Below are 12339 nucleotides of genomic sequence, written 5' to 3' on the forward strand. Positions count from 1 at the left end.
AACAGATACACAACTGCTTAAAAGGTGAACCATGAGTGTTTGCGAGACGACCGTCCATCCCATGGACGGGATGTTCGAGCATCCAAGGATGGACTTGCTGCGTGTCGTAGCGCGAATGCCATGGCGAGCCTGTATGCAGGAATATCAACGACTGGGCTTTTGAGGCACTTTCAGTGTGAGTTTTTTAGCTCATTTTTATCCAATAACGAATTTGAGCTGATTATTGAAGATATGGTCTGGTTGCAAAGATAGCTTTGTAATCTTTTAAAGGCTTATAGATACAAAAAAGCCCTAACTTTCGTTGAGGCTTAAATATACCAACATCATACTAGATGAATGATGGTACCCGAGGCCAGACTTGCACTTGTGCGCCTTACTTTCAACAAAGAGCGCGAGGGATTTTTGCTTTTCCGCTGAGTTTAGATACAAAAAAGCCCCGATATAATCGAGGCTTTTTTGTCCATCACTCCGAAGAGCTTAATAATGGTACCCGAGGCCAGACTTGCACTAGCACGCCTTACTTTCAACAAAGAGCGCGAGGGATTTTTGCTTTTATCGTACAGATACAAAAAAGCCCCAACTTTCGTTGAGGCTTAAATGCACCATACTTACGTATGTAAATGATGGTACCCGAGGCCAGACTTGAACTGGCACGCTTATTCAGCGAGGGATTTTAAATCCCTTGTGTCTACCGATTCCACCACTCGGGCATAAGTGTCGTTAATTAGTTAATACATCTAACAAATCAACAAATTTGTGGAGGCGCGACCCGGAGTCGAACCGAGATCGACGGATTTGCAATCCGCAGCATAGCCATTCTGCCATCGCGCCATTGTGTAAACGGCGATTTGGAGCGACATATCGGGTTCGAACCGATGACCTATACCTTGGCAAGGTATCGCTCTACCAACTGAGCTAATGTCGCACATATCTTATTTCATTAAGCCAATTACAAGGTATCAACTTTCGACCTATAACAACTGAGCTAATGTCGCCTATCTTTTGCTTCATTTAATCAATTGCAAGATATCGTTTTTCAACCTATTGCAACTGAACTAATGCAGCTAAATCATTCGATGTTTTGCTAACTAATTAATGTTTACATTAAACATGCTAACCAAGTTATTGTGCGCTGCATCTCGTGTCTACGGGGGTGCATTCTACCGATTTACGCCTTAGTGTCAATTACTGTTTTCAGTAAATATGACTGTTTGGACACTAAATAAACTTATTGCGCTTTTCTTGGGCGCCAGTGTGCAAGTATTGGCCTATTCTGCGACCAAATCTTTCCAAGCTGCTGATATGTAACTTATCATCGACCAGAACGTCAGTATAGCGGCAACGTAAAAACACACATAGGCTAAGTCTGTCAGCATGGGGGTGGGTTTCCAAATTAGGCCTACGATTGCCACCATTTGAGCTGCAGTCTTGTATTTACCTATCCAAGATACGGCTACCACGCCACGCTTGCCAATTTCTGCCATCCACTCTCTAAGGGCTGAAATCACAATTTCACGGCCAATCATAAATAAGGCGGCTAAGGTGAGGTAAACGTTATCGTTTTGCTGTACCAGAAGCACTAAAGCTGTGGTTACCATCACTTTGTCGGCAACCGGATCTAAAAATGCGCCAAAGCGAGTCGACTGTTTTAATTTACGGGCCGCGTAACCATCCAGTGCGTCAGTAACGGCGGCGAGCCAAAATACAAATGCTGAGGCAAAAGGTGCCCAAGAATACGGTAGGTAAAACAAGAAAATGAACACTGGCAGTAAGGCGATACGAAATAATGTCAGTGCTATGGGTATATTAAACGGCATGAATGAAACCAAATAGTCAGAAGCAGCGCCAATCTTGCCTTAAATTTATCCGCCTCGCAATGCGTCATGTATTGTTTGTGCCATTTCTAGGCTAATTCCCGGTACTTTTGTTAATTCGGCGACGCTGGCGCCTTTAACTTCCTGTATACCGCCTAAATGCTGCAATAAGGCTTTACGTCTTTTGGGGCCAACGCCGGCAATTGATTCAAGGCTTGATGTGTTACGGGTCTTTTGCCTTTTATTGCGGTGACCTGTAATGGCAAAACGATGTGACTCATCACGAATGTGCAAAATAAGGTGGAATGCCCCGCTGTCACTTGGCAAATTAAACTGCTGCTCAGAGCCGCCAAAAACAAAGGTCTCTAAGCCGGCTTTTCGGCCCTCCCCTTTGGTCACCCCAATAAGCAGCGGCGGCCTGTCTAAGTGGGCGCATTTTTCATCCACTATGCCTTGGGCGATGCGCAGTTGACCTAGGCCACCATCAATAAACACTATGTCCGGCACCTTACCGTTATTATCTATTTTATCGAAACGGCGACTTATTGCCTGTTCCATGGCGGCATAATCATCCCCGCCGGTAATGCCAGAGATGTTATAACGCCGATAATCTGCTTTATGGGGGCCTTCTCGATTAAATACCACGCAAGAGGCAACCGTGCTCTCCCCCATGGTATGACTGATATCAAAGCACTCCATTCGCCCAATACTGTGACCAAGCTCTAACGCTTCTTCAAGGAGGTTAAAGCGCTGCTCTTGGGTATTTTTATCAGCAAGGCGAGTCATCACTGCGTTGGTGGCATTAGTCAGGGCTAAACGCAAAAAGCTTGCCCTGTCGCCGCGCACTTGAGTCTTGATAATAAATTTTTTCTCTAGTGCCTGCGCAATAGCGCTTTGGAGCTCGGCTTTATCACTAAAAGACTGACTTAAGATGACTTCACTTGGCAAGGTGCGCTGCACATCGGCATTAAGATAAAACTGGCTTATAAAGGCACTGAGCACTTCATCTATGTCAGTCTGCGCTGGCACACTAGGGTAATAGCTGCGGCTACCAAAAATTTTTCCCGCGCGAATAAACAACATATGAAAACAAGCGATGCCTTTTTCATAGTGCACCCCGATAACGTCCATATCCCCTTTATCCACTGAGACTTCTTGCTGCTCGGCAACTTTACGTAAGGCGGTAATTTGATCCCGATACAAAGCCGCTTGCTCGTACATAAACGCCTCGGCGGCCTGCTCCATCTTAGCCACTAAATTGGTGACCACTTGCTGATCTTTACCTTGTAAAAATAAACTCGCCAGCTGAACTTGCTCAGCATAATCCTCATCGGTGACTTTATTCACGCACGGAGCGCTGCAGCGGCCAAGTTGAAATTGCAAACAAGGTCGAGTGCGAGACTTGTAGTACAGATCGTCACACTGGCGTATGGGGAATAACTTTTGTAATAGATTTAAGCTTTCACGCACCGCGCCGCCATTGGGGTAAGGTCCAAAATAGCGGCCTTTTTCCCGTTGCGGCCCTCTATGATAGGCAAGCCTAGGATGTTTGTGACCACTTAAAAATAAATAGGGGTAAGATTTGTCATCACGGAGCAACACATTGTATTTAGGCATGTATTGCTTGATGTAATCATTTTCAAGCAGCAGGGCATCGGTTTCGCTGTGGGTTAAGGTCACATCAATATTAGCGATATGAGACACCAAAGCCTGAGTTTTGATATTGCCAAGGTTAACGCGAAAATATGAGGATAAGCGCTTTTTTAGATCTTTTGCCTTACCCACATAAATCACCTCCCCTTTGGCGTCATACATACGATAGACGCCAGCAGAGGAGGACACAGTTTTTAGGAATTCAGTGGCGTTAAAGCGGGGCATACACGTCTCTTGCAAGGAAATACTGAGGCTTCAAAGCGCTTAAAAAGTGCCAGTGTCTAGCATCTTATATCGGATAGCTAAACGAGTGAGTTCAACATCACCGCCAATGCCCAATTTGGCAAATAGACGATAGCGATAGCTGTTGACGGTTTTAGGACTGAGATTGAGTTTCTCTGAAATATCGTTAACTTTCTCACCGCTGGTGATCATCATCATGATCTGTAATTCACGCTCAGACAGATTAACAAAAGGGTTGTCATCTGTGTGGCTGAATTGGCTCAGAGCCATTTGTTGAGCGATTTCAGGAGATAAATAGCGCTGACCCCGTGCGACCTGTTGAATAGCGCGTAGTACTTCTGGAGAGGTCGAGCCTTTAGTTAAATACCCTGATGCGCCAGCTTGCATCACTTTGGTTGGGAAAGGGTCTTCAGTTTGTACCGTAAGCACAATGATTTTTGCATCAGGTTGATAACGAAGAATTTTTCTTGTAGCCTCTAAGCCGCCCATGCCCGGCATATTCATGTCCATCAAGATAACATCGGCTTCATTTTGACGTGACCATTGCACCGCAGTTTCACCATCGGGGGCTTCACCCACCACTTTAATGCCGCGCTCATCTTCTAAGATGCGTCTAATGCCCGTTCTAACCAATTCGTGGTCGTCGACTAAATATACAGAAATCAAGGGCTACCTACCTCTTTGTGCTCGTGCCGTTTTCACAGGCTATCTTGAGTACTAATTTAGCCCAAAAACCGTCAATATAACAGCACAATATTTCACGCAGGTCGCTAAAGGGTTAGGATTAACCCAATAAAAACAAACAATAAATGAGATATAAAAATCAATCTCTACCATCAAAAGCTTAAAATATGGCACTTGGTTGAATTACCCTCGCCCAAGTAATCTAAAATCCCAATTTTCAACGAGTCCAGTCGCCAACCGTTACTCCACTTTACCCATCCAAGTTCGCGATAAGCTTAACGGCTGACTCACTTCAATTACCGCCTCGCCCCACGGGTACCATCGCTGTGAGTGCCAAGCATTGTCGCTACGCCACCACATAAGCTTTCAGTTAACGCACCTGACTGTATTGAGAACAAGGCTTAGACATCCCCTTTGAAGCATCTCATCAATGTGATTGATAAAGCTATAACACAGAGCCTAATCCCTTGAAGTAAAAAGCTTATTTTAGCACCCCGACAAGTTACCCTGCTTATCATTCCAGCTTTTTTTGACTGAAAAATCAAAAAGCTGCTAGAAAGCAGCTTTTTGGTATAAGAGGAAATTGGCAACCCGCGATAGCATTAATCTTGCTTTGCAAGGCTCACGATTAACTCCACAGCGGTTTTTAGCTCTTGCAACACAGCGCCTGCTGGCATGGCTTTTTTTGCACACTCGTCGATTGCGATAGCGTAATCACTCAATAGTTTATTTTTTTGGTATTTTTGTTTTAGGCTTTCGCTGACATGAGTTTTATAGGCATCAATTTGCAGTTGGGTTTCTTTGGCTTTTTGCGCATCATTACCGGTGAACTCCAATAACCCAGGGGTGATGATAGTGCGCTGAATATGCTGGTTATACTTGCTAAGGCCGCGGCGAATAGAGCTAATATCATCAATGGAGTAGACATCTTTTAAATCAGTGAGTTTATTAGCTACAAAATCTAGGTAGGCTTGGCAGCCCTGCATATCATTAATCGAGGGTGCAGCAAACGCCGCACCTGAGCTTAAGGTCATTATCCACAGGGATAAGATGAATGGTTTTAACACGGCGAAGTCCTTTTATCTGAGAATGAATGTCCGTCTCAAATAATAGACCGCCTACAAAAAGTTAGCTTAGCTATTACGCCAATGTTTAACTTTAGTACGGTTGTTATTGTCGCGGCTCTGCTTAATAAGCTCATCCCCTGCAAGCATTTGCGCCGACTTTGCCAATCTGTCGTACAGCAGTACATTCACTGATGCAGCTAAATTCATGCAGCCCACAGTTGGCACGTACACCACGTCATCTGCTGCATCAATAAGCGCTTGGGGTATGGTGCCATCTTCGGGACCGAAGATGTAAAAAGCCTGTTCAGGATGCACAAAATGCGGCAGTGGTGTTGCACCAACCACAAGGTCGACACAGATAATTTTAGCTCCTGTGGGCACTTGAGCTAACAGTGACTCGACCCCAATCAACGGAATGCGCTTAGCCGCATCTTTAGTATCAACATCATATTGCGCATCACCGGATTTTGCCGCTAACTCGTAACGCCTGCCGGTATAGCACACGCTATCAACGCGATAACAACCTGCTGCACGCATAATGCCGCCAACATTCACTGGGGTTTTAGGGTTTACTAAGCCTATGCTAGCAGAGCCGACGTGACTCATATTATCTGGCTCCATTACCCCTGGATTGCCTGAATACGTTGACGCAATTGCTGCCACGCATTGGCCACTAAAGTGTAATCATCATCACTAAGCTCACTATTGGCCAGTGCTAGGCAATCAAACATCTTACTGTCTAGCGCGGATAAGTCTTGCTCGGGCTCAACTTCAAGTTGTGCTAACACGACAGCCACATGGCCTTGTAGGTAGCCACTGGCAAATAAGGCGTCGTCATCACCGTTTACGACTGTCTCTTCTATCCAAGACTCTAAGGCTGCATCGTACTTGTCTAACATGGATTACTCTCCGCTTAAATCTGGGTTGGCCACTTGATACATAACGTAATCATGGTAGCCCGTGACTATTTTGTAATAGCCCGTCAGTGCTATGTCTAATTCAGGGTCGCCACTATCCACAATTAATGGTCTGCCTTCAAGTGCTTTTAACTTTGTTTTTGTCGCTAAGATCAAAATATTGTCTTTTCCAATCTGGCGAATAAGGGCTGGAGATAACTGCTGATTGCCCCGCCCTAGTACATGACCTTGGCCACCAATTAAGGTGATGACCAATTTTGTGGGTTTATTTTGAGTGAAAGCGAGTAATTCTTTTGCAGTTAAATCTTTTGCAACGAGCTGTTTATGCTGAATTAAATCAACGCCAAGCAAGGTATTATCTATGCCTAACTCCTCCATCACAAAGGCCACTGTACTGCCAGAGCCCATGATATACAGGGTATCCTCTTGCCCTTGTTCCATGGTTTCTATGACATCTGCGGCAATGTCTGCCAGCACTAACTCATCGACCTCAACGCCGCCCATTTTTACCGCTTGTATGTATCTGGGCTCTGCGGGTACTTGCATTTCACCAAAGTATTTAGCGCGCACTTTGCCTTCACGAAAAGCCGCTTCATCTATGTCCATCACATCGGCTTGCATCAGACTGACAAGCTCACCATCTAGCAGCATTTTTACCACAAGGCCCGCGGCATGCGGAGTAATGCCATACACACCTGAATGAATTTTAACTCCAGCAGGTACCCCTAATACCGGCAATAATACCGGCGAGCATACTGGCAAAAGTGCGGTTGATTTATCATCCAAAGCGCTGTACACATCCCTTGCAGTGCCATCGCCACCAGCAAACAGCAGCAAATCTAACGAAAGCTGCGTTAACGCACTCACCGCGGCTTTGGTATCGCAGGCTTGAGTAATTTTGTGTTGTGGCTGATACACAAGTTCAACCTTAAAGCCCATTTCTGTGGCTAAGTGCTCACCCATCTCCCCGGCTGCCGTGTAAATAACCAAGCGCTCAGCATAAGGCTTAATGACATTCAGTGCTTGCTGCATGCGCAGTATCGCTTTAGGCTCAGCCCCTAACGCTAATGCCTTTTCCACAACATCATCTGAGCCTTTAAGGGCGACACTGCCGCCAAGGCCCGCTAGTGGGTTGATAACAAGCCCTAAACGAAATACTGACACAGCCTCTCCTTCATATTTAATCAATCCGACGCTTTATCGCACACGTTATATATCTTTTGCCAATCAGCTCTTTACACTCGCCTGTTTATTAACTTGGGTCGGAATAGCGAGTACCGCCAACATGGCCAGTAACGCGCAACTTGCGGCAAACACCCAAGTCATCACAGAGCCACTGCCATCGCCCCAGATAATCCCGCTAAGCCAAGTACCCAGCGCGCCGCCGACACCAAAGCTGAGGCTGGCGTATAACGCCTGACCTTTACTTCTGTGACTGGGCGGAAATTGCCGGTGAATAAACTGAATTGATGCCGCGTGAGTCAAGCCAAAAGTAAAGGCATGCAGCAATTGACTCAGGCCCAGCAGTGCCAAACTGTCGGCACCAAACGCCACCAGCAACCAACGCAGCGCCGTCATTAACATGCACACCACCAGTAAAAACTTGATGCCATAACGCCCTAATAATCTAGGGGCAAACATAAACATGATGATTTCGGCTATCACTCCAAGAGCAACAAATAATCCCCCTGCAGTTTCTGAGTAACCCACTTGTTTAAGGTACAAAATAAAGAAGCCGTAAAAAGGCCCGGCGCTCATTTGAAGTAACATGGCTGACACTAAAAACCACACTGTGGCCGCTTCAAGTTTGAGCTTAGTCACCGGAATCGTTTTATCTATGATGACTCGATTGGCGGGTAGCGGCAGCGCACAGGCAAGTAAGCCAATAAACAGACTCATGCCTATTATAGGCAGTACTTCTGTGCCCCAGGTATCGATAGCAATACCCGCCCCGACGACCAAAACAATGTAACCTATACTGCCAAAACTGCGGATTTTACCGTACTGATTGGCCTTATCACCTAACGTTTCTAAGGTGATAACTTCAAGCTGAGCAAGAATGGCATTCCAAAAGAAAGTGTAAACCGCAAGGCTTATGGCTAAATAAAGCACCCCACCTTTAAAGAAGAAGCTCACAAAAGTGATGGCCGCTGCCGCTGCACCAAATTTAATTAATTCAGAGCGCATGCCGGTTTTATCAGCAACCATGGCCCACAGATTGGGCGCTATGATGCGAGTCCCCATGAGGATGGCAAGTAACAAACCTATCTCTTGAGCATCGAAACCACGGTTATCGAAAAACACCCCAAGGTAGGGCACCATGACGCCCAAAATAGAAAAGAAGAAAAAGTAACAAGCACTGATCCAGCGCAGTTGCCGCTCAGTACTCATGGGAATGGCTTTATTTGGTTTGCCCTGATTTGACTGAACTTGGTCTGACTTGCTCTGGTGTGTCATGATTTTATCCCTACCTCATGATCTTACTGCTGTTATTCAACTAAACGTCGCGGCGATTTGGCATCTGCTGAATGGCCACATCGCCCCGAAATCAATTCAACTTAGCGCATACCAATTTTAGGGGTATCACTCACCACCGCATGGTTTTGTGCCCTGTGCCTTAACAGGTGATCCATCAGCACTATGGCAAGCATGGCTTCGGCAATAGGTACAGCGCGAATGCCAACACAGGGATCGTGTCGTCCTTTGGTGATCATCTCAACCGTGTCACCCTGCACTGTCATGCTTTGGCCCGGCACACTAATGCTCGATGTCGGTTTTAACGCCATATGAGCAATAATCGGCTGACCCGATGAAATTCCGCCCAGTACGCCACCAGCATGATTTGATTCAAAACCCTTTGGTGACATTAAATCTCGCCCTTGGGAGCCCTTTTGGTTCACCACAGCAAATCCGTCACCAATCTCAACGCCTTTAACTGCGTTAATGCCCATTAATGCATGGGCAATGTCAGCATCTAAACGATCAAAAACTGGCTCCCCAAGCCCAACAGGCACGCCTGTAGCTATCACTGAGACTTTGGCGCCAATGGAGTCGCCGGATTTTCTAAGCTCACGCATGTACTCATCTAAGGCGTCTAATTTACTGGCATCAGGGAAGAAAAAGGCATTTTTCTCGACTTGAGTTAAGTCAATAGTCTCAGCGCTTATGGGGCCAAGTTGCGATAGGTAACCTGTGACCTCAATGCCGTGGACTTGCTTTAAATACTTTTTAGCCACAGCGCCCGCAGCAACCCGCATGGCGGTTTCTCGCGCCGATGACCGGCCGCCACCACGGTAGTCACGCATGCCATACTTTTGCTGATAGGTGTAATCGGCATGGCCTGGGCGAAAGGTGTCTTTGATGTTGGAGTAATCTTGGCTGCGCTGATCGGTATTTTCTATCATCAAGCCAATGGAAGTGCCCGTGGTCTTGCCTTCGAATACCCCAGATAGGATTTTGACTTCATCGGCTTCACGGCGCGCAGTAGTATAACGAGACGTGCCAGGGCGGCGGCGGTCAAGGTCGTGTTGCATATCCTCAACGCTAAGTTCAAGTCCTGGCGGGCAACCATCAATAATGCATCCCAGTGCAACACCATGACTCTCACCAAAGGTGGTCACTACAAAATTCTGACCTATGCTATTTCCTGACATGCCTTGTGTTTACCTCTTAAAAATTCTCGCTGTATCGCTGTAATCTTTAGCGTCTTTGAACCGAACCTATCTGCTGCCAGTGAGAACTAGGGCCACAAATATACTGTGGCCTTTACGGCAGCTGGTGCTTATTCGGCGTCTTTATAAACAGAAAACACTGACTCGTGTTCCACAAGTTGATCCCGCGTTAATACAAACACCCCGTCACCACCTTGTTCAAACTCAACCCAAGTAAATGGCACTTGCGGGAACTGCTCCATTAAATGCACCATAGAATTACCCACTTCAACCACTAACACACCATCTTGAGTCAAATAATCAGCGGCATTGGCTAAAATGCGTTTGGTTAAATCTAAGCCATCGCGGCCTGATGCTAAACCAATCGCTGGCTCGTGATGATATTCATCAGGCATGTCGCCGATGTCTTGGGCATCCACATAAGGCGGATTAGAGACGATTAAATCGTATTGTGGCCCTTTAGGGATGGATGAGAATACATCAGACTGAATCGGGAATACTCGCTCCATAACCCCAAGAGATTCGATGTTAATCTGCGCGACCTCAAGGGCATCTTCACTGATATCTAATGCATCAACCTCGGCATCTTCAAACAAGTAAGCACAAGCGATAGCAATACAGCCACTGCCAGTACACAGGTCCATCACCCGATTAACTTGTTTGTTATAAAGCCAAGGGCTAAAGCCATTGTTGATCATTTCAGCAATAGGCGAGCGCGGCACTAACACACGCTCATCAACGTAAAACTCAAGACCCGCAAAATTGGCTTTATTGGTTAAATAAGGCACGGGCAGGCGTTCACGCACACGGCGAATGATAAGCTCAACGATTTTATGCTTTTCACTGCTGGTTAAATTGCTTAAAATTACCTGTTGGCCGATTTCTTCCGGCAAGTGTAATGCATGGAATACCAATGCGATGGCTTCATCCCAAGCGTTGTCTGTGCCGTGGCCATAGTAAATATTTGCATCATTAAAACGGCTAACTGACCAACGCAACATATCACCTATGGTGCGTAACTCGGTGACGGCTTCATCTACAAAGATCTTATCCAAAACATTCTCCTACTTAATTGTTCTGGGTCATTGTAACTGAAGTCTATTAAGATGACATAGAATTCAATACAATATGACCATGAATAAAGATAATCCCCCTGACTCTCAGTGCTTTTTTGAACTCCTTGATGACGTTAAGCCTATCAAGCAGAACACCCATCATTTTCGCCAAGCAGCTAAACCGAAACAAGAGTTCGAGTTTAAGGAGCAACAGCTCCATGCCGACAGCTATTTCTCTGATAGCTATCAGCCGCTATTACCCCATGATGGGCCTATGCGTTGGATTGATGAAACCGCGGATAAGCTAGAGCTGAAACGTTTGCGCCGAGGTGACTATCAGCCAGATTTATTGCTGGATTTGCATGGTTTACGTCAATCTGAGGCCAAACTTGAGCTAGCTGCGCTTATTCAAGCCTGTATTAAGCAAAGTATTCAATGCTGCAGTGTGATGCACGGTTATGGCGCGGGAATATTAAAACAACAAATTCCCATTTGGCTGGTGCAACACCCTAAAGTAAAAGCGTTTCACCAAGCGCCCAAAGAATGGGGCGGCGATGCAGCATTACTGGTGCTTATTGATTTAGGGGATCAGCCTCACCGCCGCTAAGCCCCTGCCCTAGAAAAGCAACACTATCAACGTTACGCCAATTGCTTGGGGTTATGCATTACCACTAGATGTGCTTGCTCTGCGTGTTTATCAATGTGGGCTATGCCTGAGGTGGCAAATAATGGCGGCTCTATGCCGTAGACAAATTCGCTGACCATGTAACCTAAAATTGGCATATGGGCGATAACAAGCACTGTGTCGGCCTTGTATTGCTCGGCGTAAGCTAATATCGCATCGACGGCAAATTTAGGGTCTGCATTGGGCCTAATATCATCTAAGGTGAATAGGTTTCTCGGCTCACCTATGTGCTTGCTCACTTCTTTCCAAGTTTGTTGTGCACGCAGATAGGGGCTTACAATCACTAAATCTACTTGTGCGGTCATTTTTGCTAGCCATTTAGCCGTTAGACGGCTGGAATAACGGCCAGTATCAGTGAGCTCACGCTCTTTATCACAGGGGGCATCGAAACTCGCTTCACCGTGTCTCATCAAAAAAAGTTGCATAGGGCTCTCAGCAGGCATTATTGTTATCATTATTATTTAATTGTAACTCAAAAAATGATTCAACAAACCTTGTTTTTGGGTCGCCTTAGTCATCTTTGGTCTATAACTTATCAGCGTAATGTTAT

At 46.0% G+C, this 12339-nt stretch carries 12 protein-coding genes and 3 tRNA genes; 1 reads left to right on the top strand and 14 read right to left on the bottom strand.

Annotated elements, in window-relative coordinates; all coding sequences use genetic code 11:
* Positions 1 to 624: 624 nt before the first annotated feature.
* From H5073_RS09265 to prmB, 13 genes are all read right to left on the bottom strand, one after another.
* Positions 625 to 710 (bottom strand) — tRNA-Leu (locus tag H5073_RS09265).
* Positions 711 to 757: 47 nt separating this feature from the next.
* Positions 758 to 831, bottom strand: a tRNA-Cys gene (locus H5073_RS09270).
* Between the two features lie 18 nt (positions 832 to 849).
* Positions 850 to 925: transfer RNA gene (locus H5073_RS09275), tRNA-Gly, on the bottom strand.
* 343 nt (positions 926 to 1268) lie between these two features.
* Positions 1269 to 1817: a CDP-diacylglycerol--glycerol-3-phosphate 3-phosphatidyltransferase gene (gene pgsA / locus H5073_RS09280; RefSeq protein ID WP_182679157.1), complete on the bottom strand. Its 549-nt coding sequence runs from the start codon at positions 1815 to 1817 to the stop codon at positions 1269 to 1271.
* A 45-nt stretch (positions 1818 to 1862) separates the two neighbouring features.
* On the bottom strand, positions 1863 to 3692 hold the full coding sequence (gene uvrC, locus H5073_RS09285) for an excinuclease ABC subunit UvrC (protein WP_182679159.1): 1830 nt from the start codon (positions 3690 to 3692) through the stop codon (positions 1863 to 1865).
* 39 nt (positions 3693 to 3731) lie between these two features.
* The gene (uvrY, locus tag H5073_RS09290; RefSeq protein ID WP_182679161.1) at positions 3732 to 4376 is read right to left on the bottom strand and encodes a UvrY/SirA/GacA family response regulator transcription factor; all 645 of its coding nucleotides are present in this window, start codon (positions 4374 to 4376) and stop codon (positions 3732 to 3734) included.
* Between the two features lie 620 nt (positions 4377 to 4996).
* Positions 4997 to 5461, bottom strand: coding sequence for a hypothetical protein (locus H5073_RS09295; protein ID WP_182679163.1), 465 nt, complete (start codon positions 5459 to 5461; stop codon positions 4997 to 4999).
* 66 nt (positions 5462 to 5527) lie between these two features.
* Positions 5528 to 6082 (bottom strand): RNA methyltransferase, encoded by a 555-nt coding sequence (locus H5073_RS09300; RefSeq protein ID WP_404948387.1) that lies wholly within the window; start codon positions 6080 to 6082, stop codon positions 5528 to 5530.
* The gene (locus H5073_RS09305; protein ID WP_182679167.1) at positions 6082 to 6360 is read right to left on the bottom strand and encodes a YfcL family protein; all 279 of its coding nucleotides are present in this window, start codon (positions 6358 to 6360) and stop codon (positions 6082 to 6084) included. Before H5073_RS09305 ends, H5073_RS09300 begins: the two co-directional genes overlap by 1 nt.
* 3 nt (positions 6361 to 6363) lie before the next feature.
* Positions 6364 to 7542: an ATP-NAD kinase family protein gene (locus tag H5073_RS09310; RefSeq protein WP_182679169.1), complete on the bottom strand. Its 1179-nt coding sequence runs from the start codon at positions 7540 to 7542 to the stop codon at positions 6364 to 6366.
* A 63-nt stretch (positions 7543 to 7605) separates the two neighbouring features.
* Positions 7606 to 8769, bottom strand: a complete 1164-nt coding sequence (locus tag H5073_RS09315) for an MFS transporter (protein ID WP_182679268.1) — start codon at positions 8767 to 8769, stop codon at positions 7606 to 7608.
* 167 nt (positions 8770 to 8936) lie between these two features.
* A complete protein-coding gene (aroC, locus tag H5073_RS09320; RefSeq protein WP_182679171.1) occupies positions 8937 to 10031 on the bottom strand; it encodes a chorismate synthase in 1095 nt (364 codons plus the stop codon).
* A gap of 128 nt (positions 10032 to 10159) precedes the next feature.
* The gene (gene prmB, locus H5073_RS09325) at positions 10160 to 11104 is read right to left on the bottom strand and encodes a 50S ribosomal protein L3 N(5)-glutamine methyltransferase (RefSeq protein ID WP_182679173.1); all 945 of its coding nucleotides are present in this window, start codon (positions 11102 to 11104) and stop codon (positions 10160 to 10162) included.
* A 79-nt stretch (positions 11105 to 11183) separates the two neighbouring features.
* Here prmB and smrB point away from each other — a divergent pair, with 79 nt between their 5' ends.
* Positions 11184 to 11711, top strand: coding sequence for an endonuclease SmrB (gene smrB / locus H5073_RS09330; protein ID WP_182679270.1), 528 nt, complete (start codon positions 11184 to 11186; stop codon positions 11709 to 11711).
* Positions 11712 to 11743: 32 nt separating this feature from the next.
* Here the strand turns inward: smrB and sixA are convergent, their stop codons facing one another.
* Positions 11744 to 12214: a phosphohistidine phosphatase SixA gene (gene sixA / locus H5073_RS09335; RefSeq protein WP_182679175.1), complete on the bottom strand. Its 471-nt coding sequence runs from the start codon at positions 12212 to 12214 to the stop codon at positions 11744 to 11746.
* Between the last annotated feature and the right edge of the window lie 125 nt (positions 12215 to 12339).

Source organism: Shewanella sp. SR44-3 (assembly GCF_014163735.1).
In the GTDB taxonomy this organism is placed as follows: domain Bacteria; phylum Pseudomonadota; class Gammaproteobacteria; order Enterobacterales; family Shewanellaceae; genus Shewanella.

Bases quoted from the DNA above. Each gene is read 5' to 3' on its own strand.
- pgsA (WP_182679157.1), bottom strand. From the start codon at position 1,817: ATGCCGTTTAATATACCCATAGCACTGACATTATTTCGTATCGCCTTA.
- uvrC (WP_182679159.1), bottom strand. From the start codon at position 3,692: ATGCCCCGCTTTAACGCCACTGAATTCCTAAAAACTGTGTCCTCCTCT.
- H5073_RS09300 (WP_404948387.1), bottom strand. From the start codon at position 6,082: ATGGAGCCAGATAATATGAGTCACGTCGGCTCTGCTAGCATAGGCTTA.
- H5073_RS09305 (WP_182679167.1), bottom strand. From the start codon at position 6,360: ATGTTAGACAAGTACGATGCAGCCTTAGAGTCTTGGATAGAAGAGACA.
- H5073_RS09315 (WP_182679268.1), bottom strand. From the start codon at position 8,769: ATGAGTACTGAGCGGCAACTGCGCTGGATCAGTGCTTGTTACTTTTTC.
- aroC (WP_182679171.1), bottom strand. From the start codon at position 10,031: ATGTCAGGAAATAGCATAGGTCAGAATTTTGTAGTGACCACCTTTGGT.
- smrB (WP_182679270.1), top strand. From the start codon at position 11,184: ATGAATAAAGATAATCCCCCTGACTCTCAGTGCTTTTTTGAACTCCTT.
- sixA (WP_182679175.1), bottom strand. From the start codon at position 12,214: ATGCAACTTTTTTTGATGAGACACGGTGAAGCGAGTTTCGATGCCCCC.